This is a genomic window from Streptomyces sp. NPDC001858, assembly GCF_053594615.1.
In genome coordinates this window covers 46,191-69,453 of record NZ_JBSFEV010000022.1, presented here as the reverse complement: position 1 = coordinate 69,453, position 23,263 = coordinate 46,191, and the positions used below count along the sequence as shown (strand labels likewise).

General features: G+C 71.8%; 20 protein-coding genes. 15 read left to right on the top strand and 5 right to left on the bottom strand.

Going from position 1 to position 23,263, the window contains the following annotated elements:
• Positions 1 to 182: 182 nt before the first annotated feature.
• Positions 183 to 1,442 carry an amidohydrolase family protein gene (locus tag ACWCPF_RS27540; protein WP_451047784.1) on the top strand — a complete coding sequence of 420 codons (1,260 nt, stop codon included), beginning with the start codon at positions 183 to 185 and terminating at the stop codon, positions 1,440 to 1,442.
• Between the two features lie 81 nt (positions 1,443 to 1,523).
• Here ACWCPF_RS27540 and ACWCPF_RS27535 read toward each other — a convergent pair whose 3' ends face one another.
• Both ACWCPF_RS27535 and ACWCPF_RS27530 read right to left on the bottom strand, forming a co-directional pair.
• On the bottom strand, positions 1,524 to 2,534 hold the full coding sequence (locus ACWCPF_RS27535; protein ID WP_451047783.1) for an LLM class flavin-dependent oxidoreductase: 1,011 nt from the start codon (positions 2,532 to 2,534) through the stop codon (positions 1,524 to 1,526).
• Between the two features lie 63 nt (positions 2,535 to 2,597).
• A complete protein-coding gene (locus tag ACWCPF_RS27530) occupies positions 2,598 to 3,371 on the bottom strand; it encodes an enoyl-CoA hydratase/isomerase family protein (protein ID WP_451047782.1) in 774 nt (257 codons plus the stop codon).
• Between the two features lie 103 nt (positions 3,372 to 3,474).
• On the opposite strand from ACWCPF_RS27530, the gene ACWCPF_RS27525 reads away from it, so the two are divergent.
• Genes ACWCPF_RS27525 through ACWCPF_RS27515 form a run of 3 tightly spaced genes read left to right on the top strand, consistent with a single transcriptional unit; the run spans position 3,475 to position 6,370 of the window.
• Positions 3,475 to 3,786 (top strand): hypothetical protein, encoded by a 312-nt coding sequence (locus ACWCPF_RS27525; RefSeq protein WP_451047781.1) that lies wholly within the window; start codon positions 3,475 to 3,477, stop codon positions 3,784 to 3,786.
• A gap of 18 nt (positions 3,787 to 3,804) precedes the next feature.
• Positions 3,805 to 5,325 carry a class I adenylate-forming enzyme family protein gene (locus ACWCPF_RS27520; RefSeq protein ID WP_451047780.1) on the top strand — a complete coding sequence of 507 codons (1,521 nt, stop codon included), beginning with the start codon at positions 3,805 to 3,807 and terminating at the stop codon, positions 5,323 to 5,325.
• A 4-nt stretch (positions 5,326 to 5,329) separates the two neighbouring features.
• Positions 5,330 to 6,370 carry a phosphotransferase family protein gene (locus ACWCPF_RS27515; protein ID WP_451047779.1) on the top strand — a complete coding sequence of 347 codons (1,041 nt, stop codon included), beginning with the start codon at positions 5,330 to 5,332 and terminating at the stop codon, positions 6,368 to 6,370.
• Positions 6,371 to 6,481: 111 nt separating this feature from the next.
• Here the strand turns inward: ACWCPF_RS27515 and ACWCPF_RS27510 are convergent, their stop codons facing one another.
• On the bottom strand, positions 6,482 to 7,252 hold the full coding sequence (locus tag ACWCPF_RS27510; protein ID WP_451047778.1) for an SDR family NAD(P)-dependent oxidoreductase: 771 nt from the start codon (positions 7,250 to 7,252) through the stop codon (positions 6,482 to 6,484).
• Positions 7,249 to 8,568 carry an acyl-CoA dehydrogenase family protein gene (locus tag ACWCPF_RS27505; RefSeq protein ID WP_451047777.1) on the bottom strand — a complete coding sequence of 440 codons (1,320 nt, stop codon included), beginning with the start codon at positions 8,566 to 8,568 and terminating at the stop codon, positions 7,249 to 7,251. The genes ACWCPF_RS27510 and ACWCPF_RS27505 overlap by 4 nt, the downstream gene beginning before the upstream one ends.
• A 137-nt stretch (positions 8,569 to 8,705) precedes the next feature.
• On the opposite strand from ACWCPF_RS27505, the gene ACWCPF_RS27500 reads away from it, so the two are divergent.
• The 10 genes from ACWCPF_RS27500 to ACWCPF_RS27455 all read left to right on the top strand — a co-directional run bounded on the left by ACWCPF_RS27500 (position 8,706) and on the right by ACWCPF_RS27455 (position 20,379).
• Positions 8,706 to 9,938 (top strand): CaiB/BaiF CoA transferase family protein, encoded by a 1,233-nt coding sequence (locus ACWCPF_RS27500; RefSeq protein ID WP_451047776.1) that lies wholly within the window; start codon positions 8,706 to 8,708, stop codon positions 9,936 to 9,938.
• A 42-nt stretch (positions 9,939 to 9,980) separates the two neighbouring features.
• Positions 9,981 to 11,180, top strand: a complete 1,200-nt coding sequence (locus ACWCPF_RS27495) for a cytochrome P450 (RefSeq protein ID WP_451047775.1) — start codon at positions 9,981 to 9,983, stop codon at positions 11,178 to 11,180.
• Between the two features lie 157 nt (positions 11,181 to 11,337).
• Positions 11,338 to 11,703, top strand: a complete 366-nt coding sequence (locus ACWCPF_RS27490) for a VOC family protein (RefSeq protein WP_451047774.1) — start codon at positions 11,338 to 11,340, stop codon at positions 11,701 to 11,703.
• A 15-nt stretch (positions 11,704 to 11,718) separates the two neighbouring features.
• A complete protein-coding gene (locus ACWCPF_RS27485) occupies positions 11,719 to 12,861 on the top strand; it encodes an acyl-CoA dehydrogenase family protein (protein WP_451047773.1) in 1,143 nt (380 codons plus the stop codon).
• Between the two features lie 4 nt (positions 12,862 to 12,865).
• Positions 12,866 to 14,362, top strand: coding sequence for a class I adenylate-forming enzyme family protein (locus tag ACWCPF_RS27480; RefSeq protein ID WP_451047772.1), 1,497 nt, complete (start codon positions 12,866 to 12,868; stop codon positions 14,360 to 14,362).
• The gene (locus tag ACWCPF_RS27475; RefSeq protein ID WP_451047771.1) at positions 14,359 to 15,597 is read left to right on the top strand and encodes an FAS1-like dehydratase domain-containing protein; all 1,239 of its coding nucleotides are present in this window, start codon (positions 14,359 to 14,361) and stop codon (positions 15,595 to 15,597) included. Before ACWCPF_RS27480 ends, ACWCPF_RS27475 begins: the two co-directional genes overlap by 4 nt.
• Before the next feature lie 17 nt (positions 15,598 to 15,614).
• Positions 15,615 to 16,379, top strand: coding sequence for a crotonase/enoyl-CoA hydratase family protein (locus tag ACWCPF_RS27470; RefSeq protein ID WP_451047770.1), 765 nt, complete (start codon positions 15,615 to 15,617; stop codon positions 16,377 to 16,379).
• Between the two features lie 2 nt (positions 16,380 to 16,381).
• Complete coding sequence (locus tag ACWCPF_RS27465) at positions 16,382 to 17,578, top strand: CaiB/BaiF CoA transferase family protein (RefSeq protein ID WP_451047769.1); 1,197 nt, start codon at positions 16,382 to 16,384, stop codon at positions 17,576 to 17,578.
• Between the two features lie 15 nt (positions 17,579 to 17,593).
• Complete coding sequence (locus tag ACWCPF_RS27460; protein WP_451047768.1) at positions 17,594 to 18,739, top strand: thiolase family protein; 1,146 nt, start codon at positions 17,594 to 17,596, stop codon at positions 18,737 to 18,739.
• The gene (locus ACWCPF_RS27455; RefSeq protein WP_451047767.1) at positions 18,736 to 20,379 is read left to right on the top strand and encodes a thiolase C-terminal domain-containing protein; all 1,644 of its coding nucleotides are present in this window, start codon (positions 18,736 to 18,738) and stop codon (positions 20,377 to 20,379) included. Before ACWCPF_RS27460 ends, ACWCPF_RS27455 begins: the two co-directional genes overlap by 4 nt.
• On the opposite strand, the gene ACWCPF_RS27450 is transcribed toward ACWCPF_RS27455, so the two are convergent.
• Positions 20,363 to 21,601, bottom strand: a complete 1,239-nt coding sequence (locus ACWCPF_RS27450; protein ID WP_451047766.1) for an acyl-CoA dehydrogenase family protein — start codon at positions 21,599 to 21,601, stop codon at positions 20,363 to 20,365. The two genes, ACWCPF_RS27455 and ACWCPF_RS27450, sit on opposite strands and share 17 nt — an antisense overlap.
• Before the next feature lie 146 nt (positions 21,602 to 21,747).
• On the opposite strand from ACWCPF_RS27450, the gene ACWCPF_RS27445 reads away from it, so the two are divergent.
• The gene (locus tag ACWCPF_RS27445; protein ID WP_451047765.1) at positions 21,748 to 23,220 is read left to right on the top strand and encodes a FadR/GntR family transcriptional regulator; all 1,473 of its coding nucleotides are present in this window, start codon (positions 21,748 to 21,750) and stop codon (positions 23,218 to 23,220) included.
• Positions 23,221 to 23,263: the final 43 nt, after the last annotated feature.

The window sequence follows — 23,263 nt, the reverse complement described above, 5'->3', positions numbered from 1 at the left end:
GGTGCGATCTTGTGTCAGCCGCTTGTCAGGTTCCTGGGGGCTGGATGTCAGGTTATTCCGTATGCTGAATTATTGACTGGACCGATCGGTACAGCTAACTTCGGCGTCATCCACGGGTTGCGTTTCTGGCACGCGAACGACGAGGTTCGAAAGAGGTCCCGCCTGTGTTCAAGGAATTTGTCGTGTCCGGCGATTCGCACATCATCGAGCCGGTCGATCTTTTCAAGACCCGACTGCCCAAGAACCTTCGCGAGAGGGCTCTGTGGGAAGAGGAGTTCACCCTCGACGAGCCGATCGTTCCCGGCGGCCACACGGAGTTCAAGAAGCTCCACACCATCGGGTTCGACGGCTGGACCATCTCCAAGTACCGCCAGCTCGGCGGGGAGACCCCGGACGGCGATCCGGAGCACATCATCCGGGACATGAACATCGACGGCGTCGACGCCTCGGTCATGTTCCCCAATCTCTCGCTGTTCGTCCTGTTCACCGACGACCACGAGCTGTCCATGGCCCACGCCCGGGTGTGGAACGACTACCTCGTCGAGCGGTACCTCCCGTACAAGGACCGGTTGCGTCCGACGGCCGCGATCCCGCTCACGAACGTGCCCGAGGCGGTCGCGGAGATCGAGCGGTGCGCCCGCCTGGGACTCGGCGCGATCCTGCTCCCGGAGATCCCGCCCCTGCCGTACTACGCGCGGGAGTACGACCCGGTCTGGGCCGCCGCGCAGGCGCACGGGCTGCCGGTCTTCATCCACGTGGCCACCGGCGGGGTGAAGGTCAAGGAGGAGGTGTCCGAGACGGCGGTGACCGTGCGGGGCCTGATGAACGCCATGAACATGGGCAAGGGCAACCTGACCGACGACATGGTGGCCGGCCGGACCATGGGCAGCGCGGTCGGCTCGGCCGTGGCCGGTCCGCAGGGCATCATCGCCAGCCTGGTCGGCGGCGGCGTGTGCGAGCGCTTCCCCGATCTGCACTTCAACCTGATCGAGTACACGGCCGGCTGGCTGGTCTCCTTCATGGGCTACATGGACAAGGCGTGGAAGACCGGCACCGGCCAGGACCCCGACTGGTGGCTCGGCTTCTGGGACGACAACCGCCCGCCGACCGAACAGCCCGCCATGGGACGGCTGTTCGCCATCAACGACAAGTGGCCCTACCCGCTCAAGCCCACCGACTACGTCCGCCGCCAGATCCATGTGCAGTTCGCGGACGACCCGACCGCCGTCAAGGCCCGCCACATCACCGGCCTCTCGACCGTCATCTGGGGCAACGACTACCCGCACGCCGAGGGCACCTTCCGCGACAGCGCCGAGTGCATCGCGGAGAACTTCGAGGGCGTCCCGGACGAGGACCGCGCGGCCATCCTCGGCGGCACGCTGGCCGACGTCGTGCACTTCGACAAGAGCAAGAAGCTCGCGCCGCTTGCCCAGGAGGCGTGAGTCGATCCCGGCTGGCGGCTCATGTCGCGGACCGGCCCCGGAGCGCTGACGCTCCGGGGCCGGTCGCACTCCGTGGGTGCGTCAGGCCCGGTTCTCCGGCACGGCGCCGATCAGGGCGAGGCTCGAGCGGGCGTACGCGGCCCGCCGCCTCGGGCTCACCAGGAAACTCGGGGGCGCGAAGTAGCCGACATCGCGGGGGAGCGATCCGGCGCGGCGGACGAGGGTGTCCTTGGCCTCCGCGGTCGTCCCGCAGACCGCGATCTCGGTGACCATCTCGTCCGTGACCGCCCGGGCCATGGCGTCGGTGTCGCCCGCCCGGAACGCGGCCCGCAGCTCGGCGACCGGTTCCCCCCAGCCGTGGTGGGCCACAAAGGGGTCGTACGTCTTCACCGTGAGATAGAAGGCGATCATCCGGCGCGCGTCGGCGACGGCACGCTCGGGCGCGGAGTCGTCGACCGCCGTGATGATCCAGCCGTGTTCGAGGAAACGGGCCCCGGGGGCGGCGTCGCTCGCGCCGCGCTCCACCGAGGGCCGTACGACGTCGTTCCACCAGGAGGAGGTGAACAGCCCGTGTCCGATGACCCCGTCGGCGACCCGGCCCGCGGTGGCGGCCATACCGGTGTTGAACGCCGCCAGCAGGACCGGGATGTCGAGCCGGCCGAGCACGGGCGCCCGCACCTCGGCGTCGAGCGCGTAGAACTCACCGGAGTAGCGGACCTTCTCGCCGTTCTCCGCGTGCAGCCAGGCCCGCACCGCGGCGACGGTCTCGGCGATCCGGTGCACGGGACGGTCGGCGGGCACCCCCAGCCAGTCGCGGTTGATCCGGAACGCGGCGCTGCCCAGTCCGAGGAAGAGCCGGCCCGGCGCCCGGGCGTGCAGTTGGCGCAGGGCGGTGGCATGCGCGTACGGGGTGCGGGCGAAGGCGTAGGCGATGGCGGGGCCCGCCAGGGCGTGTTCCGTGTGCGCCACGATGTCGGCGACGGTGAGATAGGCGTCGTGGTCGGCGAACTCCCCGGCGCAGAAGGCGCCGACTCCCGCCTGCTCGGCCTCCCGCGCGACGTCCCGGCCGGGCCAGGGCATGCCGAACCGCATGAGATCCTCCTCTTCCAACATCCCCTAAAAAAGTACACTTATTTAAGGGAGGGTAGGGGAGTGTCAGCGCAGTGTCCACGGTCCGCGCGGCACCGCGGAGCGGTCGATCTCGGCCTTCCCGAGGGGGTTGCCGAGCTGTGTGTACGACAGCCCGCCGCGCAGCGCCTGGGTGCGGGTCGCGTCGAGCGACTCCCAGATCGCGCGGACGGTCCCCTGGATCGCGGCCGGTGGTTTGGCCGCGATGATCCGGGCGATCTCATCGGCCCGGGCCCACAGGCCTTCGCGCGGAAGCACCTCGCTGACCAGGCCGATCTGCAGGGCGCGTGCGGCCGACACGCGCTCGTCCAGCCCGAGCAGCGCGATGCGCAGCGCCTCGCCGAGCGGGACGCGGCGGGCCAGGCCGATCGGCTCCAGGGCCGCGGTGAGTCCATAGCTGACGTGCGGGTCGAAGAACGTCGCGTCCTCGGAGCAGATCAGGATGTCGGCCTCGTTGAGCCAGTAGAAGGCGCCGCCGGCGGCCATCCCGTGCACCGCGCACACCAGCGGTTTCCACACCTGGTTGAGCTTCGGCGAGAGGTACTCGCCGGGGTCGGTCTGCGACCAGACGTTGGGATGCCGGTCGATGCCCTCCTTCACGTCCATGCCCGTGCAGAAGGCCCGCTCACCGGCGGCGCGCAGCACGACGACGCGTACGTCGTCGTCCGTCCTGACGGTCTGCCAGAGCGCGGAGAACTCCTCCAGCATCCGCTGGTTGAAGCCGTTCATGGCCTGGGGTCGGTTCAGGGTGATCGTGGCGACATGGTCGGTCACCTCGAACAGGACGGTCTCGAGATCCATCCGGCAACTCTCCGTTCTCGACGCGATCGAGGTAAGTAGTATACTTTTTTCGGGTTGATCGGCACAGTCACTCGGCACCACGAGAACCGCGGAGGACGCTGCGATGAGGCCACGCGTGGGGCAGCTGCTCGCCAGTACGGTCGACACGACGACGGTGATCGTCGTGCGATGCCCCGACGAAGAGGTGGAGATCACCTGCGGTGGGACGGCCATGGCCGAGGGGAGCGGCACGGGCCCGGCGACCACCGGCGCCCCCGACCCCGAACTGATGGGCGGTTCGCTGCTCGGCAAGCGGTACGCCGACGAAGACCTTGGCCTCGAACTGCTCTGCACCAAACCCGGGCCGGGCACCCTGGCCGCGAACGGCACACCCCTGCCGATGAAGAGCCCCAAACCGCTCCCGGCCTCGGACTGAGTGGGCGGGAAGGAGCCCATGAACATATCGATGCTCCTGGACATGGCCGCCGAGGGCTTCGGCGACCGGGTGGTCATCGGACGCGCGACCGACGGGCTGACGGCCCTGCGGCTGCGCGAACTGTCCGTCGGCGGCGCCCACGCGGTGCGCACCGCCGGCGCCGACGCGATCGTGTACCTCGCGGCGAACGGACCGGCCCTGCCGGTCGCGCTGTTCGCCGCGGCCCGCGCCGGAGTCCCCCTGGTCCCGGTCAACTACCGGCTCGGCGACGAACAACTCGACGCCCTCCTCGCGAACCACCCCCGGGCCCTGGGCATCGCCGACCCGCAGCACGGCGCGGCACTGACCCGCGCGGGACTGCCGGTGTGCGCTCCCGCCGACTGGCTCGCCCGGGCCGCGGCGGACTCCGGCCGTCCCGTCGACGAGGATCCGGCACAGCCCGGCTCCCCGGCCGTCCTCATCTACACCAGCGGGACGACGTCCGTGCCGAAGGGCGTGCTCCTGCGCCACCACAACCTGGTGTCGTACGTCCTGGGCACGGTGGAGTTCGCCGCGGCCGACCCCGGCGAGGCGGCCCTGATCAGCGTCCCGCCCTACCACATCGCCGCCGTGTCGAACGTACTGACGAACCTGTACGCGGGGCGCCGGGCCCTCACCCTCGACCAGTTCACACCCGACGGCTGGCTCGGCCTCGTCCGGGAACAGCGGGTCACCCACGCGATGGTGGTGCCGACGATGCTCGCCCGGCTGATGCACGGCGAAGGGCTGGACCGGTCCGTCCCCTCGCTGCGCACGCTCGCCTACGGCGGGGCCCGGATGCCGGTGCGGGTGATCGAGACCGCCCTGGGCGAGTGGCCGCACGTGGACTTCGTGAACGCCTACGGGCTGACGGAGACGTCGTCCACCATCACCGTCCTGGGCCCGGGCGAGCACCGGACGGCCGTCGCCAGCGGCGACCCCGCGGTGCGGGCCCGGCTCGGTTCGGCCGGACTGCCGGTGCCGGGCGTCGAACTGGAGGTCCGTGAGGTTTCCGGAGAAGCCGTGGCCCGGGGGCAGAGCGGGCAGATCTGGGTGCGCGGCGAACAGGTCTCGGGCGAGTACGCGGGGCAGGGCTCCACGGTCGACGAGCGGGGCTTCTTCCACACCCGCGACCGCGGCCGGGTCGATGCCGACGGCTACCTCCACATCGAGGGCAGGGCCGACGACACGATCATCCGCGGCGCCGAGAACATCGCCCCCGCCGAGATCGAGGACATCCTGCTGCGCCACCCGGACGTGCTCGACGCGGTCGTCGTCGGAGTCCCCGACGAGGAATGGGGCCAGCGGATCGAGGCCGTGGTCGTCACCCGCAGCGGCGCGGAGATCGACGGCGCTGCGCTGCGGGCCGAGGTCCGCGACACCCTGCGCGGCTCGAAGACCCCCGACCGCATCACCTCCTGGCCCGAACTGCCCCGCACCGCGACGGGCAAGCTCGTACGCCGTGACATCGTCGCGGCCCTGACCGCACAGCGCCGCCCGGCCTCCGACAGACAGGGATGAGCCCGTGAGCACCGTTGCGAACAGCAGGCGCCTGATCCCGGAGTTGACGGAGCGCACAGCCGCGGCGCTGCGCAGCTGGGCTCCCGACGCCACGGTCACCGGTGTCGAGCCGCTCACCGGCGGCACGTCGAGTCTCACCTTCGTGGCCTCGCTGTCGGGTGCACCGGCCCGGTACGAGCGCGTCGTGCTGAAGGTGGCCCCGCCCGGTCTGGCGCCGGTCCGCAACCGGGACGTGCTGCGCCAGGCGCGGATCATGGAGGCACTGGCCGGCCGGATCGGGGTGCGGGTGCCGACCGTCCTGTTCCATGACGCGGGCGCGCCACCGGAGATCCCGCCCTTCGTGGCCATGGAGCTGGTGCGGGGGCAGTGCGTGGAGCCGGTGCTGGTGCCGCGCGGCACGCTGCCCGCCGGCCGGGTCCGCTCCCGTGCGCTCGACGCGGCCCGGATGCTGGCCGCCCTGCACCGGGTGGACCCGCGCAGCACGCCGCTGGCGGCGGAACCGGTTGTCACGCTCGCCGCCGAGATCGACCGCTGGACCACCGCGTTCACGACGGTCCCCGCCGATCTGCGCGCAGGCCACGAGGCGGTCGCGGAGCGGCTGCACGCCACGACGCCGGCCGCGATGACCCCGGTGTTCACCCATGGCGACTACCGGCTGGGCAACACGCTCTGCGACGCGGACTGGGTCGACGCGATCATCGACTGGGAGCTCTGGTCGCTCGGCGACCCCCGGGTCGACCTGACCTGGCTCACCTTCTTCAGCGACGAGGCCCGGCACCCGGCGGCCCCGTCCGACGAACCCACCGGGATGCCCACCAGGGCCGAACTCCTCGCCGCCTACCAGGAGATCCGGGGCGAACCCCTCCACGACCTGCCCTGGTTCGAGGCGCTGACCAAGTACAAGGAGTCCGCCGCCACCGCCCTGCTGATCAAACGAGGGAGGAAGGCCGGCCTGCTGACGACCATGCACCGGCGCATGCTGCCCGCACTTCCGGTGCTGCTCGATGAGGCGATGGCTCTACTGGATCGGCCGGACGAGCCTTGAGCGCTCCGTTGGTAGTGCCGCGATGTGCCGTCGTTTCGCTGCGGCGCCGTCGTGGCTGGTCGCGCAGTTCCCCGCGCCCCTTCAGGGCGCCGCCGACTGCGCCCGACCCGCTCAGTACAGTCCGCCGTCCACCCGGATCAGTGAACCGGTGGTGTAGCCGGAGGCGTCGCTCGCGAGGTACAGCGCCGTGCCGATGATCTCCTCCGGCCGCCCCGGCCGGCCGATCGCGCTGCGCGTGGTCTGGCGCTTCTCCTCGGACCAGGCCTTGGAGACATCGGTGAGGAACGGACCGGCCGAGATCGTGTTGACGCGCACCTTCGGACCGTATTCCAGGGCGAAGACGGTCGTCAGCGCGTTGAGCGCGGCCTTGGCCCCGGCGTAGGGCCCGAACCGCGGCTGCGGGAACAGCGCGCCCGAGGAGGAGACGTTGATGATCGAGCCGCCGTCCCCCTCGGCCATCCGCCGCCCGATCAGCGAGGCGAGCCGGAAGGGGCCCTTGAAGTTGACCCCGACCACTTTGTCGAACAGCTCCTCGCTGGTCTCCGCCGAGGAGGGCGCCAGCGGGGACATACCCGCGTTGTTGACGAGGACGTCGACCTTCCCGAACTCGTCGTACGCGGTGTCGACGAGCCGGCCGACGTCGTCCCAGCGGCCCACGTGCGCGGCCACCGGCAGGGCGCGCCGGCCCAGGTCGCGGACCTCCTCGGCGGCGGCCTCGCAGGCGTCGACCTTGCGGCTGGCGATGACGACATCGGCGCCCGCGGCGGCGAAGGCCCGCACCATCTCCAGGCCCAGGCCACGGCTGCCTCCCGTGACGAGAGCGACCTTGCCGGACAGGTCGAACAGGTCGAACAGGTCCGACGCGGCGCCGGACCCGCTCATGCGTTCACCTGGCCCGAGAGGTTGTCGTCGGTGACGATGTGCGCGTACCGCTTGCGCGCCGCTTCCAGCTTGGGCGGGATGTGCTCGCTGGGGAACAGCCCCTCGGCCGGCCGGTGGTTCCGCAGCAGCTGCTTGGCGATCGTGGTGCGGTGCACCTCGGTCGGTCCGTCGGCGAGGGCGAGGTTCGGGGCGGCCATCCACCACTTCGCGAGCGGGAGTTCGCCCGTGGTGCCGAGGGAGCCGTGCAGATGCACCGCCCGCTGGACGATGTCGTGCAGCACCCTGGCCGTCTGCACCTTGCACATGGCGATCTGGGTGCGGGCGGCGCCGTGCGGCTGCGTGTCGATGATCCACGCGGTGTGCAGGACGAGCAGCCGGAACTGCTGCAGCTCCACCCAGGAGTCCGCGATGAACTGCTGCACCGCCTGCTTGTCGGCCAGCAGGGTCCCCTGCGTCCGGCGGGACAGCGCCCGCTCGCACATCATGTCGAAGGCACGCGTGCACTTGCCCACCGTCCGCATGGCGTGGTGCACCCGGCCGCCGCCGAGGCGGGCCTGGGCCACCTTGAAGCCCTCGCCGGGGCCGCCGAGCATCGCGTCGAGCGGGACCCGGACCCGGTGGTAGCGGAGGTAGGCGTGGATGCCCTCGTCCAGGGACTCGCGCTCGTCCATCGTGCCGACGTTGCGCTTGATCTCGATGCCGGGCGTCTCGGCCGGGACGATGAACATCGACATCCGGGCATGCGGGGGAGCGTCGGGGTCGGTGACGGCCATGACGATGAGGAAGGCCGCGTACCGGGCGTTGGAGGAGAACCACTTCTCCCCGTCGATCACCCACTCCTCACCCTCCCGCCAGGCGCGGCACACGAACTCCTTCGGATCCGCGCCGGCTTGGGGCTCGGTCATCGAGAACGTCGAGACGATCTCGCCGTCGAGCAGCGGCCGCAGATACCGGGCCTTCTGCTCCTCGGTGCCGAACATGGCGAGGATCTCGGCGTTCCCGGTGTCCGGGGCCGCGGTGCCGAAGACGGTCGGGGCCCAGTAGGAGCGGCCGAGGATCTCGTTGAGCAGGGCGAGCTTCACCTGGCCGAAGCCCGGCCCGTCCAGTTCGGGGCCGAGATGGCAGGCCCACAGGCCCTGCGCCCGGACCTGCTCCTGGAGCGGCCGCAGGATCGCGCGGGCCTTCTCGTTGCGGGTGTCGTACGGGTCGCCTCCGTGCGGGAACAGGAGGTCGAGCGGCTCGACCTCGTCACGTACGAAGGCCGCCGCCCAGTCCAGCCTGGCCTGGAACTCGGGGTCGATCGAGAAATCCAGCATGCCGAAAACAGTATACTTTTTAGCCCCCTCGGTCCATACTCGACCCGTCGGTTCGCCAATTGGGTATGCGCAATGAAGGCGCGCAGCGAAGACGCGATGCAGACGCAATGAAGATCAGACTCGGAGGGGTTGGTCCGATGCAGAGGCCGATGGAGGGCGTGCGGGTCCTTGAGGTCGCGCAGTTCACCTTCGTCCCGGCGGCAGGCGCCGTGCTCGCGGACTGGGGCGCCGACGTGATCAAGATCGAGCACGCCGAACGCGGCGACGCCCAGCGGGGGTTGATCCGGGTGCTCGGGTACGAGGCCGCCAGCGCGGGGTCGTCGTTCTTCCCGATCATGGAGGGGCCCAACCGAGGGAAACGCAGCGTGGGCCTCGCTCTGGAGAAGCCGTCCGCGCGCCGGGTGCTGGAGGAACTGATCCGCGGCAGCGACGTGTTCCTCACGAACTTCCTGCCCGAGGCGCGGGCGAAGCTGCGCATCGACGTCGAGGACGTCCGGGCGGTCAACCCCGACATCATCTACGTTCGCGGCAGCGGCTTCGGCGCCCGCGGGGACGAGGCGGGCAAGGGCGGCTATGACAGCACCGCCTTCTGGGCGCGCGGCGGCAGCGCCGCCGGGGTCACCCCGCCCGGCGCGGACCGGATGAACCGGATGCCGGCCGGCGCCTACGGCGACTCGATGGGCGGCATGACGATCGCCGGCGGGGTGGCCGCCGCCCTCTACTCGCGTGCCATGACCGGGCAGCCGTCCGTCGTCGACGTGTCGTTGGTCGGTGTCGGGGCCTGGGCGACGCAGTTCACGGTCAACCTCGCCCTGATGGGCGGCGGACCGCTCCCGGTGAACATCCCGCCCCGGCACGGTTCGGCCACCAACCCGCTCATCGGCGGCTACCGCACCTCGGACGGCCGCTGGATCGAGCTGGCGATGCTGCAACCCGGCCGGTACTGGGCGGAGTTCTGCAAGCTGGCCGGGCGCGAGGACCTGAGCGGCGACGAACGCTTCGACAGCACGGAGAAGTTGATGGCGGGCGCCGCCGAGGCCGCCGAGATCGTCGCCGAGCTCATCGCCTCCCGCCCCTACGCCGAGTGGGTCGAGATCCTCTCGCGCGGGGAGGGCCAGTGGGCGGCCGTGCAGAACGCCTGGGAGGTCGGCCAGGATCCCGCCCTGCGCGCCAACGGCCTCATAGCCCCCGTCGTGGACGCCGACGGCGTCGACCGTGAACTGGTCGCGAACCCGGTCCAGTTCGACGAGAGCCCGGTCTCCCTGACCCGGGCGCCGCAGTTCGCGGAACACACGGACGACGTCCTGCGCGAGCTCGGCCTGAGCGAGGACGAGCTGATCGCGCTGAAGATCGACGGCGCGGCGACATGAGACGAACGACGACCTGACGGACGTACGACGAGAGGAGCCGTGTTGAGCAGGACACTCGAACCCGACGGAAGCCATGACGGTGTCCCCGCCTACCACTTCGACAACCGGCTCGGCGGGCCCGTCCTCAGCCATCAGGAGCGATGGGACGAGATCGCCGGCACCCACTCCGGGTTCCGCAGCACCGTCGCCCGCGGCTACTGGGTCGTCACCGACGGCCCGGAGGTGCAGCAGGCGCTCCAGGACTGGCGGACGTTCTCCAACAAGTCGGTGACGGTGCTCGAACCGGACCCGAAGTTCCTGTGGATACCCGAGATGCTCGATCCGCCCGTGCACGCCGTCTGGCGCCGGCTCCTCGGGCGCTACTTCTCCCCGGGCGCCGTCGCCGCCCGCGAGCCGGAGGTCCGCCAGGTCGCGGCCGACATGATCGACGCGCTGAGGGAACGCGACGGCGCCGACGTGCTCGACGAGTTCGCGCGCCGCTTCCCGACGCTGATCTTCATGCGGCTGATGGGCCTGCCCGAGGAGGACCTGCCCACCTTCCTCGCCTGGACCCACGAACTGCTGCACCTGCCCCACGGCGAAGACCCGGACGGCGGCAGGCAGTTGAGCGCCATGCGGGCCGTGTCGGCCTACTTCGAGGAACAGATCGCCCTGCGCCGCAAGGCCCCGCGCGACGACCTGCTCTCCCACGCCATGAACTGGACGATCGACGGCGAGCCGATCGGCGACCGGGACATGCACGCCTTCTGCGTCCTGCTGTTCCAGGCCGGCTTCGACACCGTCCCGATCTCGATCGGCTGGGCGCTGTACCACTTCGCCACCCATCCGGAGCAGCGCAAGGAGATCCTCGCCAACCCGTCGCTCATCGCGACCGCCGTGGAGGAGACCCTCCGCGTCTACTCGTTCGTCGTCCCGGCGCGCAAGGCGACGCAGGACGTCGAGATCGGCGGCTGCCCCGTCAAGGCGGGCGAGATGGTGATGCTCCCCCTGGCGGTCACCAACCGCGACCCCGCACGGTACGACAACCCGTCGGAAGTCGATCTGCACCGCAAGGCCACCAACCACATCGCGTTCGGCTCGGGCCCGCACCGCTGCCTGGGCTCGCACCTGGCCCGCCTCGAACTCAACGTGGCCGTCGAGGAGTGGCACCGGCGGATCCCCGACTACCGGATCGCCCCCGGCCAGGAACTCCGGGCGCACGGCAACATGTACGGCATCACCTCGCTCCGCCTGGAGTGGTGAGGGACCCCATGACGCATCCCATGAAGCATCCCGTGACTGATCCCATGAGCGCTCCCATGAGCCCTCCCCTCAGAGCGACGGATCTCTACCACACCGGCATCGTGGTCCCGGACGTGGACGAGTGGAAGACCCGGATGACCGAGGTCGCCGGCCACCGATGGACCGCGACCATGTCCGCCGACCTGCCGGTCCGCCTCGCGGACGGCGAGCGCGTGCTGCCCCTGCGCTACGCGTACTCCCTCGACGCCCGCACCTCGAACTCGTCCAGGAGATCCCCGGGACACCGTGGACGGCGGCCGATCACATCGCGACCCATCACCTCGGCTACTTCTGCGACGACGTCCCGACGACGTCGAAACGGCTGGCGGAGTCGGGCTTCGCCCTGGAGGCCTGCGCGGTGGTCGACGGAAAACCCTCGATCTTCGCCTACCACCTGGCCCCCTCCGGGATCCGGATCGAGATCGTGGACCGCGCCCGGATGCCGGACTTCCCCGCCTACCTGCGGTCGAAGACGCCCCAGTGACCGTGGAGGAAGCACGTGGCACCGACCTTCACCGAGGAGCACGAGACGCTCCGCTCGACGCTGCGCCGCTTCCTGGCGGACAAGGCGCCGCGCGAGTCGGTGCGCCGTGCGATGGAGTCCGAGGAAGGACATGATCCGGCGCTCTGGCGGCAGATGGCGGGTCAACTCGGCCTGCACGCACTGGCGTTGCCGCGGCAGTACGGCGGCTTCGGCGGCGGCCCGCTGGAGTTGGGGATCGTCATGGAGGAACTGGGGCGGGCCCTGGTGCCGTCGCCGTACTTCTCCACCGTGGCCCTCGCCGGCCAGGCACTCGTCGCGTCCGGCGACGACACGGCCATGGCGCGCTGGCTGCCCGCGATCGCCGACGGTTCGCTGACCGGCACCCTGGCGCTGGCCGAGGAGGCCGGCTCCTGGCGGGTCGAGGACGTGGCGGCGTCCGCGACCCGAGGCGGCGACGGCGCCTGGACGGTGTCGGGCACCAAGATGTTCGTCGTCGACGGCTGCACCGCCGGCCTGCTCCTCGTCGTGGCCCGCACCGACACGGGACCCGGGCTGTTCGCCGTGGACGACGCCGCGGCCGGAGTGACCCGCACCCCGCTGGAGACGCTCGACCCGACCCGCCGGCTGGCGCGGATCGACCTCGACGGCGCTCCGGCGGCCCGCGTCGGCCCCGACGGGGACGCCACGGCGTATCTGCGGACCGTGATCGACCTCGCGGTCGTGGCGCTGGCCTCCGAACAGGTCGGCGGGGCACAGGCCTGTCTGGACGCCGCGGTGCGGTACGCGAAGGTCCGGGTGCAGTTCGGCCGTCCTATCGGGTCGTTCCAGGCGGTCAAGCACAAGTGCGCCGACCTGCTGCTGAGGGTCGAGGCCGCCCGGTCGGCCGCGTACCACGCGATGTCCGTGGCGGCCGAGGGACCGGGCGAGCTGCCGGTGGCCGCCGCGCTCGCCGGGGCGTACTGCGCGGACGCCTTCACCCACGCGGCCAAGGAGCACCTCCAGATCCACGGCGGCATCGGCTACACGTGGGAGCACGACGCGCACCTCCACCTCAAGCGCGCGAAGTCGTCCGAGCAGCTCTTCGGGAGCCCGGCGACCCATCGGGGGCGGCTGGCCGAGCTGGTCGGCATCTCCGCCACCACGGCGACGGAAGGCTGAGCACGTGGGAATTCGCGACCGCCTGTCCCGGCTGCTCGCCGAAGCCGCCGCCGACACCGAGGCGATCGAGCACGACGGACAGTGGTGGACCTGGGGACAGGTCCAGCAGACCGCCCGACAGGTCGTCGAGGCCCTGGACGCGGCGGGCCTGCGCGCCGACGCCCGCATCGGCGTCGTCCTGGAGAACCGGCCCGAGCACATCGCCGTGGTCGCCGCGGTGATCGCCTCCGGACGCTGTCTGGTGATGCTGAGCCCGCTGCAGCCTGCCGCGCGCCTCGCCGCCGACATCGCCGACTGCGCACCGCCCGTCGTCGTCTCCGGCGCCGAACCCCTGGCCCGTGAGGGCGTCCTGGCGGCGGTGACCGCGCACGGAGCGGCCCTGGAACTCGGCACGGACGGCACGCTGCGGTCCGTCGGCGGCACGGCACCCGTGGGAGGCCCGGCCAATCCCGGCGTCGCCGTGGAGATGCTCACCTCCGGCACCACCGGCCCCCCGAAGCGCGTCCACCTGCGCATCGGTCAGCTCGACCAGGCGCTCGTCTCCGGCGGGCAGACCCCGAAGGACGAGCGGCTCCTGTCGCGGTCGGCGGCGCTCGTGGCCGCACCGCTCGTGCACATCGGCGGACTGTGGCGGGCGCTGGCCTGTCTCGCGACCGGGCGGCGCATGCTCCTCATGCCCAGGTTCGCCGTCGAACCCTGGGTGAGCGCCGTGGAGCGCCACCGACTGCGGGCGGCGAGCCTGGTACCGGCGGCCATCCGCGCCGTACTCGACGCGGGCGTGCCGAAGGCGCGACTGGCCGGCCTTCAGGTCGTCACGTCCGGCACCGCGCCCTGCCCGGCCGAACTCGCCGACGCCTTCTTCCGCACGTACGGCATCCCCGTGCTGATGACCTACGGGGCCACCGAGTTCGCCGGAGCGGTGGTCGGCTGGACCCTGCCGCTGCACGAGCGGTGGTGGCAGCGGAAGGCGGGCAGCGCCGGACGGGCCTTCGACGGCGTCGAGTTGAGGGTGACCGGCGAGAACGGAGCCGAGCTGCCCGTCGGCAGGACCGGCCGCCTTGAGGTCAGGACCGAGCAGAGCACCCGGGGCGGCCGGGCGTGGACACGGACCAGCGATCTGGCCCGGATCGACACCGACCTGTTCGTCTGGATCGAGGGACGCGTGGACGACGTCATCGTCCGCGGCGGCTTCAAGGTCCAGCCGGAGACCGTCAAACGCGTCCTGGAGACCCACCCGGCCGTGCGGGAGGCGGCCGTGGCGGGGCTCCCGGACACACGGCTGGGCGAGGTGCCGGTCGCGGCGGTCGAGGTCGAACCGGCTTGGCCCGCCCCGGACATCGCCGAACTGATCGCCCTCTGCCGCGGCCGGCTCACCCCGTACGAGGTCCCGGCGCACATCGTCGTCCTGGACGCACTGCCCCGCACCCCGTCGAGCAAGGTCAGCCGCGTGGAGCTCATCGAACTGGTCCGCGCCGCACTCACCGAGGAGCCTCAGCGATGACGACCACCGAGGAACGCTTCGGCGTGCTGACCGACGAGGCCGTCGAGCGCTCCCGCCGCCGCCTCGGCATCCCCCAGCCCCAGCGCAACCCCCCGCACAACTACGAGGTGACCTGGGACGGCGTACGCCACTTCGCGTACGGCTACGGCGACGACAACCCCCTGTACTGCGACCCGGACCACGCGGCCGGAACCCGCTGGGGCTCGCTCGTCGCACCGCCCACCTTCCTCTACACGATGGGGGAGGACGCGGCCCCCGAGCCGGACCCGGAGACCAAGGCGCTGCTCAAGGGCGACCCCTTCGCCGGACTCGGCTCCTACCAGGCGGTGATGGAGTTCGAGTGGTGGCGGCCCCTCCAACTCGGCGACCGCTGCCGGGTGTTGCAGACCCAGGTGGGCGTCCACCTCAAGCCCAGCCGCTTCGGCGGGCGCACCGCGCACGTGGTCCGCGACTACTTCTACTCCAACGGACGCGGCGAGATGCACGCACTGAGGCGCGGCACCTGGATCAACGCCGAACGCCACACATCGAAGAAACGGGCCAAGGAGCGGCTTGCACAGGAGCCCTACACCGCCGGGCAGCTCGCTGAGATCGACGCAGCGTACGCGGCAGAGACCCGGCGTGGCGCCGAGCCCCGCCACTGGGAGGACGTCGAGATCGGCGAGGAGCTCCAACCCCGGGTCAAGGGCCCGCTGACCACCACCGACGTGGTCGTCTGGCATCTGGGCTGGGGCATGCAGCTCACCCCGCCGGGCACGTTCGGGATCGCCGCGAAGGTACGGCGCCGGGCCCCCGGCCTCTACCCGCCGAACCCCCTGAACATCCCGGACACCGTGCAGCGCCTGCACTGGGAACCCGAGCGGGCACGGGAACTCGGCCTGCCCGGCCCCTACGACTACGGCGGGATGCGCGAGACCTGGCTGTGCCATCTGCTCACCGACTGGATGGGCGACGACGGCTGGCTGTGGCAACTCCGCTGCGAGCACCGGAAGTTCAACTACCTCGGCGACACCACCTGGGTGCGCGGCACCGTCGTCGACAAACGACAGGTGGACGGGCGCGCCGAGGTGCACATCGAGATGCGCTGCGAGAACCAGCGGGGCGAGATCACCACCCCGGGCACGGCCGTCGTACTCCTGCCGACCCGCGACCGCGCCGTCGAGCTCCCGACGCCGCCCGCCGACGACCTGGACGGCATGGTCGCCCACGAACTGGCCAGGTTCGCCGTCAACTGACAATCCAGGAGGCATACGTGTCGGACGAAGTACTGGTGGAACGCCGTGGCGCGGTCCAGGTCATCACGATCAACCGTCCGGCGGTGAAGAACGCCCTGGACGCCGGGGTGGCCGCCGGAGTGGCGGCCGCGGTGGACGAACTCGACGAGTCGGACGAGCTCCGGGTCGGCGTCCTCACGGGAGCGGGCGGCACGTTCTCGGCCGGGATGGACCTCAAGGCCTGGCTGCGCGGCGAGACTCCCGCGATCGAGGGCCGCGGCCTGTGCGGGATCAGCATGACACCGCCGCGCAAGCCGCTGATCGGCGCGGTCGAGGGCTGGGCGCTGGCCGGCGGCTTCGAACTCCTGCTGGCCTGCGACCTGGTGGTGGCCGCCCGCACGGCGCGGCTCGGCGTGCCCGAGGTGACCCGGTCCCTGGTCGCCCGCGCGGGCGCCGCCCTCCACCTGCCCCGCCGGATCCCGTACGCGATAGCCCTGGAACTGCTGCTCACCGGCCGACCTGTCGACGCCGAACGGGCCGCCGCGTACGGCCTGGTCAATCGGCTCACCGACGAGGGCGGTGCCCTCGACGGCGCACTGGAACTCGCCGAGACCATCGCGGCGAACGGGCCCCTGGCCGTCGCGGCGACCAAGGAGATCGCCCGCTCCACCGCCGACTGGACGCTGGAGGAGGCGTGGGGCCGGCAGTTCGACATCGCCGAGCCGGTGTTCCGGTCGCAGGACGCCCGGGAAGGCGCGGCGGCCTTTGCCGAGAAGCGGTCGCCGGTCTGGAAGGGCCGCTGACGATGACGACCGGACCCCTCGCCGGCTGCCGGGTCGTGGAGCTCGGCGGCATCGGCCCGGGGCCGTTCGCCGGGATGCTGCTGGCCGACCTCGGCGCGGACGTCGTCCGGGTGGACCGGCCCGAGCGGGCGGACGAAGCCGACGCGGGCGGACCGGCGGACGTCCTCAACCGGGGCAAGCGGTCGGTCGTCCTCGACCTGAAGCACCCGGCCGGATCCGCCGCGCTCCTGCGCCTCGTCGAGCGCGCCGACCTGCTGATCGAAGGCTTCCGCCCGGGCGTCACCGAACGGCTCGGCATCGGACCGCACGACTGCCTGGCCCGCAATCCCCGCCTGGTCTACGGCCGGATGACCGGCTGGGGCCAGGACGGACCGCTGGCCGCGACGGCCGGACACGACATCACCTACATCGCGCTGACCGGCGCGCTCGCCGCCATCGGCGACGCGGACGGCCCGCCGCAGATCCCGCTCAACCTCGTCGGCGACTTCGGGGGCGGCGGCTGCTACCTCGTGATCGGCGTGCTGGCCGCCCTGCACGCCGCCGCGCGCACCGGCCACGGCCAGGTCGTCGACGCGGCCATCGTCGACGGCACCGCCCACCTGCTCGCCAGCACCTTCGCCAAACTCGCCCGCGACGAGTGGACCGACCGGCGGGGAAGCAACCGCTTCGACGGCGGCTGGCCCTTCTACGCCGTGTACGGAACGAAGGACGGCCGTCATGTGGCCGTCGGCGCGCTGGAACGCAAGTTCTACCGCAGCCTGGTCGAGCTGCTCGACCTGGGGGTGGATCCGGACCGGCAGCACGACCGGTCGACGTGGCCGGCGCTGCGGCGGCTGCTGACGAAGCGGTTCGCGCAGCGCACCCGGGACGAGTGGGCGGAGCTGTTCGAGGGCACCGACGCCTGCGTGGCACCCGTCCTGAGCCTCACCGAGGCCGCCGCGCATCCGCATCTCGCCGTGCGCGCAAGCCTGTTCACCCGCGACGGAGTGGTCCAGCCGGCCGCCGCACCCCGCTTCTCGGCCACCCCGTCGCGCCCCGGCCGCACGGCGCCGCCGGTCGGCGCCGACACCCGGGCCGTCTTCCGGGACTGGGGAGCCGACGCCCCCGTGCCGGACGCCCCCGTGCCGGACGCCCCCGTGCAGGACGCCTCCACGCAGGACACCCCCGTGCAGAACGCCCCCGTGCGGATTCCCGACTGAACTCAAGGAGCCTTCATGCGAGACGCCGTCATCGTCGACGCCGTACGCACCCCGATCGGCAAGCGCAACGGCTCACTGGCCGGCGTGCACGCGGCGGATCTCTCGGCACAGGTACTCAACGCCCTCGTCGAACGGACCGGCGTGGATCCCGGCACCGTGGACGACGTGATCTGGGGCTGCGTCACCCAGGTCGGCGACCAGTCCAGCAACGTCGGCCGGTTCGCCGTACTCGCCGCCGGCTGGCCCGAACACGTCCCGGCCGTCACGGTCAACCGGGCCTGCGGCTCCAGCCAGCAGGCGGTCGACCAGGCCGCGCACGCCGTCATGGCCGGCCAGTACGACCTCGTGGTCGCGGGCGGCGTCGAGACCATGAGCCGGGTGCCGCTCGGCTCACACCGGACCATGGGCCAGCCGTTCGGGCCCGGCGCGCTGGCCCGCTACGGCGGGGTCGAGTTCAACCAGGGCATCGGCGCCGAACTGATCGCCGAACGCTACGGGTTCAGCCGCACCCGCCTCGACGAGTTCGCCTCCGCATCGCACGCCAAGGCCGCCGCCGCGATCGACGCGGGCGTCTTCGACGACCACCTCGTGCCGATCGAGGTCGACGGCGCCAAGTTCACCCTGGACGAAGGGCTGCGGCGGGGGACCTCGGTCGAGAGACTGGCCGGCCTCAAACCGTCGTTCAAGGAGGACGGCGTCATCCACGCCGGGAACTCCTCCCAGATCTCCGACGGCGCCGCGGCTCTCCTCATCACCACCCCCGAGCGGGCCCGTGAACTCGGCCTCACCCCGATCGCCCGCTACCACGGCGGCGCGGTCAGCGGCGCGGACCCGGTCACGATGCTGCTCGGCCCGATCCCCGCCACCGAGAAGGCGCTGCGCCGCTCCGGGCTCTCCCTCGACGACATCGGCGTGTACGAGGTCAACGAGGCGTTCGCGCCCGTCCCCCTGGCCTGGCTGGCCGAGACCGGCGCCGACCCCGACCGGCTCAACCCGCTGGGCGGGGCCATCGCGGTCGGCCACCCGCTCGGCGGCTCGGGCGCCATCCTGCTGACCCGGCTGCTCGCCCGGATGCGGCGCGAGAACCTGCGCTACGGGCTCCAGACCATGTGCGAGGGCGGCGGCACCGCGAACGCCACGATCGTCGAGCTGCTGCGATGACCGGACGCCCACTGCCTCAACCGACTCTCGCCAGCGCCGAGTTCTGGCGCTCGGGGGCCGACGGCGTGCTCAGGATCTCCCACTGCGCCGACTGCGGGCGGTACTTCCATCCGCCGCTGCCGGTGTGTCCTTCCTGCCGCAGCCGCGCGGTGGCTCTCGCCCCCGTCTCGGGCCGGGCCGTGGTGGTCGGCTTCAGCGTCAACCACCAGACCTGGCTGCCGAGTTTCCCGCCGCCGTACGTCGTCGCCGTGGTCGCCCTGGCCGAGGACGACCGGGCGCGCCTCACGACCAACGTCGTCGGCTGCGCGCCGGACGACGTGTACGTCGGCATGCCGGTCAGGGTGCGCTTCGAACAGCAACAGGACGTCTGCCTACCGCTGTTCGAGCCGGATCCGGCCGCCGAGGGCCCGGGCCCACTGCCTGAGCCGCGCGACCTGCGCGCCTCGGTACGCCCCATGGCCTCGCCCCGGAAGTACGAGGACCGGGTCGCGCTGACCGGTGTCGGTCAGTCCCGCGTGGGCCGGCGCCTGATGGTCGACCCGCTGTCCCTGACGGTCGACGCCTGCCTGGCCGCCGTCGCGGACGCGGGACTCGAACTCGACGAGATCGACGGCCTCTCCACCTACCCCGGACCGAGCCCCGACGGCATGAGCGAAGGGGGGATCACCGCCCTGACCGAGGCCCTGCAACTGCGTCCCACCTGGGTCAACGGGGCCCGCGAAGTGCCGGGCCAGATCGGCTCGATCACCGCCGGCATGCTCGCGGTCGCCGCCGGACTGTGCCGGCACGTGCTGTGCTTCCGCACCGTGTGGGAGTCCTCGCACGGCGCGCTGCTGCGGTCCGGGCAGTGGCAGTCCCACAGCGGGCGCGCCACCGGAATGTTCGAGTTCCGGGCGCCCTTCGGCGCGATGTCCGCCGCCCAGTGGATCGGCTGCAACGCCTCCCACTACCTGCACCGCTACGGCGTCGGCCGCGAGGTCCTGGGCGCGATCGCCGTCACCGCACGGGCGAACGCGGCCCGCAACCCCGAGGCCCTGCACCGCGGCCCGATGACGCTCGACGACTACTTCGACGCCCGGATGATCACGACCCCGTTCGGCCTCTACGACTGCGACGTGCCGTGCGACGGCGCGGTGGCCGTCGTCGTCTCCGCGATCGAGACGGCGCGGGACCGCCCCCGACCGCCCGTCCTGGTGGAGGCCGTCGGCACGGCCGTCCTCGAACGGCTCAGCTGGGACCAGGACACCCTGACCCACCTCCCGCAGTCGCACGGCCCCTCCGCACACCTGTGGACCCGCACCGACCTCACCCCCGCCGACGTGGACGTCGCCCTGCTCTACGACGGGTTCACGTTCAACGCCCTGTCCTGGATCGAGGGCCTCGGCTTCTGCGGTCCCGGCGAGGCGGCCGACTTCCTCGCCGGCGGCAAGACCATCGCCCTGGACGGCGACCTCCCGCTCAACCCGCACGGCGGTCAGCTCTCGGCGGGCCGCCTGCACGGCTACGGCTTCGTCCGCGAGGCCATGCTGCAACTGCGCGGGGACGCCGACGGTCGCCAGGTCGAGGACGCCCGGGTCGCCGTGGTCACCGCGGGCGGGGGAGTGCCGTCCGGGGCGATGCTGCTCAGGCGCGCACCCTGAGAGCCTGTGTCGCAGGCTCTGACTGGCGGGGCTCTCTCGGGAGCCCCAACCCGCGCTCGGCGACCTGGGTGCGCAGCACCTCGTTCGCTCCGCCCGCGATCGTGTACGCGCGCGAGTACAGGTGTGCGTCCTGCCACCAGCCGTCCGCCACCGCCTCCGGGTCGTCCTCGGTGAGCAGGCCGTCCGTGCCCTGGAGGCGCAGCCCGAAGTCGGCCAGGTCGTGGTTGAGCTCGCTGAAGAAGATCTTGCCCAGGAGGGCGTCCGTCGGCCCCTCCGTGCCGTGCAGCATCCGTGACTGCGCGAGGCCGATCAGTGCGGCGTTCACCCGCACCCGCGCGGCGAGTTCACCGATCGCCTGCCAGGTGGCGGAGTCTTCCCGTGCCGGGCGGCCGGCGATCGTCGTCCCCTCGGCGAGCAGCAGCAGGTCGTCCAGCACGGCGGACAGTTCGGCGCCGCGCGCGGCCACGCCGGAACGCTCGCGGCCGAGGCTGCTCATCGCCACCCGCCAGCCGTCGTTCACCCGGCCGATGACGTTCGCGGCCGGGATCCGGACGCCGTCGAGGAAGACCTCGTTGAAGTCGGTGGTCCCGGTGATCTCGCGCAGCGGCCTGACGTCGACCCCCGGGCTGCGCATGTCCAGGGCGAACGCCGTGATGCCCTGGTGTTTCGGCGCGTCGGCGTCGGTGCGCGCGAGCAGGTAACCCATGTCGGCGTGCTGGCCGTTGGTGGTCCACACCTTCTGGCCGTCGACGACGAACACCGCGTCCCCGCCCTCGCCCTCGCGCCGGGCCCGGGTGCGCAGCGACGCCAGGTCGCTGCCCGCCTCCGGCTCGCTGAACAGCTGGCACCATACGTCCTCGCAGCCGCGGATGCGGGGCAGGAAGCGCGCCCGCTGGGCGTCGGTGCCGAAGTCGAGCAGGGCGGCCGAGGCCAGCGAGGCCGCGCCGACGGGCGGCCAGGTGCGGGCGCGGGCGATCTCCTCGGCGACCACGGACGCCTCCAGGGGATGGGCGTCGGGCCGCCCGCCGTGTTCGGCGGGCCAGTCGATCCCGAGGAAGCCCGCCTCGTACAGCTTCGCGGTCCACTCCCGGATCGCCGGCATCAGGCCGGGGCCGGGAGCCCGCACGCCGGAGTGTGCCTTGACGCCGGGCGCGTGCTCCGCGACGAAGGCGCGCACCTTCCTCCGGAACGCCTCGAGCTCGGGCGGGGACTCCAGTCGCATCGCTGTCGGCTCCCTGTCGTCGTGCGGTCGCGCGGGTAGCTGCTAAATGAGGATACTCTAAGTGTGGTGTGGGCCCGGATGCCAGTGTCCTGACCCGGTGGCGAATAGACTGGGGATCCGCAATATCCCCCTGGAGGAGTTGGCCCATGGCGACTGCCGTCGACCGCGAGCCCGCCGACGGCGAGACCGGCAACCCGGTCGACAAGCTGGCCGCGCAGACCGCCCGACGCATCGAGGCGACCGTGATCCGCCAGGGCTGGCCCGTCGGCGAGTCCCTGGGCTCCGAAGTGGACCTGCGCGAACACCTGGGAGTGAGTCGCGCGGTGCTGCGCGAGGCGGTGCGACTGGTCGAGCACCACCAGGTCGCCAGGATGCGGCGCGGCCCCAACGGCGGCCTGATCGTCTGCGCCCCCGACGCCGGACCGGCGACCCGGGCCATGGTGATCTACCTCGAATACGTCGGCACCAGCGTCACGGATCTGCTGGAGGCCCGCCAACTGCTCGAACCGATCGCCGCGGGACTCGCCGCCGACCGCGTCACCGAAGAGGGGATCGCCACCCTGCGCGCCACCCTCGACGCCGAACTCGCCCACCGGGACGACCCGTCGGTCCACTCGCAGGACCCGCTGCACCCGGTGCTCGGGCAACTGTCGGGCAACCCGGTGCTGCACCTGTTCATCGACGTCCTCACCCGCCTCACCGCCCGCTACGCGCACACCTCCCGGCGGATCTCCAAGGCGGAGATGCATGCGGCGAAGGACATTTCGCACCGGGCTCATCGTGCCGTCGTCGACGCCGTGATCGCCGACGACGGCGCACGCGCGCAGACGGAGCTCACCGCGCACCTGGAGTCGGTGGCCGCCTGGATCGAGAAGCACCGGGTGCGCCGTGGCCAGCGGATCGCGGGGAACGTGATCGAGCCCGAACTGGTCGAGGGCCCGCGCGCCAAGCTCGCGGAGGTCCTGGCCGCGCGGATCCACGACGACATCGCCGCACGGGGCTGGCAGATCGGGATGGTGCTCGGTTCGGAGTCCGATCTGCTGGCTCGCTACGGCGTCAGCAGGGCCGTTCTGCGCGAGGCCGTCCGGCTGCTCGAATACCACTCGGTCGCCCGGATGCGCCGGGGTCCCGGCGGCGGGCTGATCGTCACGAAGCCCGAGTCCCAGGCCAGCATCGAGACGATGGCGCTCTTCCTCGAATACCAGGGCGTCGCGGCCGACGACCTGCGGATCGTCCGCAACGCTATCGAACTCGGCATCATCGCCAGGGTGACCGCCCGGCACGCCGAGGGTGACCCGGAGGTCGCCGAGCGCCTGGCGAAGGCCGTCCGCTGGGCCACGGAAGGACCGGCCGACGACGCCCGCAAGGCCGACCTCTTCCACTCCGAACTGGCGGCCCTGGCCGACAACCCGGTGCTGTCGCTCTTCCTCGCCATCATCACCGAGCTGTTCCGCCGGCACGCCTCCGGCCATGACCGGCCGCTGCCCGGGGACACGGCCGCCGACGAGGTCCAGCACGTCCATCAGCGCATTCTCGACGCGATCGTGCAGGGCGACGCAGGTGTCGCCCGCCACCGGATGCGGCGGCATTTGGATGCACTCATTCCTTGGTGGCACTGACCCAAAGCCGGACGAATGCCCGATGTACGCGCGATCTTCTGGA